A 1,067-nucleotide genomic window follows, 5' to 3' on the forward strand; every position below is an offset into this window, starting at 1 on the left:
CACCTCAGGCGACACCACGGCCACGGCCGATGAAACTTCGGGCCCTGTCGGCAGTCCCGGCGGGCTATCGGCGAGTTCGACCAGCCTCAACTCGGCGTCGGTGAGGTCGTCAACATCAGCCGATGCCGCGTTCATGAACCAGGTCATCGCGTCATCGCGCCGGCCGGCGGCGAGCAACGCCTCGGCATAGGCGTAGAACAGTCGCGTCGCCTCGGGACCCGTTTGGCCCGGTGCCAAGTCGGCGGCTTGCAGCGTGACCACGGCTTTGTCGGCTTCACCGAGGTCGAGGCGAGCGCCGGCCTCGACGATCAGCATCTCGAGCCGATCGTCAGCCGTCAGGCTCCGGGCGTCGTCGCCACGGGCAATCTCGAGCGCGCGCTCGGGACGGCCGAGGCCGCGTTCACAATCAGCGATCAGCGGAAGTAGCGCACTCCCGCCCAGAATCCGTCGTGCTGCGCGCAACTCACTCAGCGCTTCCTGCCATTCGCCGGCGTGGTAGGCGGCAATGCCGACCGTTTCGCGCACGACGCCGATCCGGCTCGCCCTATTCCGGGCGGCGCGCGCATGGCTCAATGCCAGCACCGGGTCCTCGTCTGCGAGACGTCCGACCATGACCAGGTGTCGGGCCACCGCGTCCGCGTTTGCCTTGTCCAACGTCCGCAGGTCGCGCCGAACCGCCGGATCGAGATCAGCTGGCGCGATATCGTCGGGCAAGGCCGGGTCGTCGGGGTGCTTACGAGCCCGGCTTGCATTCTCCGCGTTGCCAGCCGGGCGCCTAGCGCCCGGCCTGCCGTCCCCGGACCGGCCGCCGGGGGGACGACCAGCAGCGCCGCTGCCCGGCCGGCCACCGCCGGACCGCCCGCCGCCAGACCGACCACCCTGGCGATCACCGTCCGGCCGACCGCCCCGGGCCGGCCTGCTATCCCCTGCGCTCATCTTCGCTATTCCATTCTTCTGCTGACTACCACGACCACACTACCGGCGAATACACCGATACCGGAAAAAGATTCAGACCCCACACAAATGTGTGGGGCCTGAATCGTAAATTGTGTTCGGCGGTGTCCTAC

1 pseudogene is annotated in these 1,067 nt (G+C 68.3%); it reads right to left on the reverse strand.

Annotation, left to right across the window (positions count from 1 at the left end):
* Positions 1-936, reverse strand: a pseudogene (locus B4M62_RS03590) (hypothetical protein); the annotation flags it as partial.
* Positions 937-1,067 lie beyond the last annotated feature (131 nt).

The organism is Gordonia sp. UBA5067, assembly GCF_002414845.1.
GTDB classification, from domain to species: domain Bacteria; phylum Actinomycetota; class Actinomycetes; order Mycobacteriales; family Mycobacteriaceae; genus Gordonia; species Gordonia defluvii.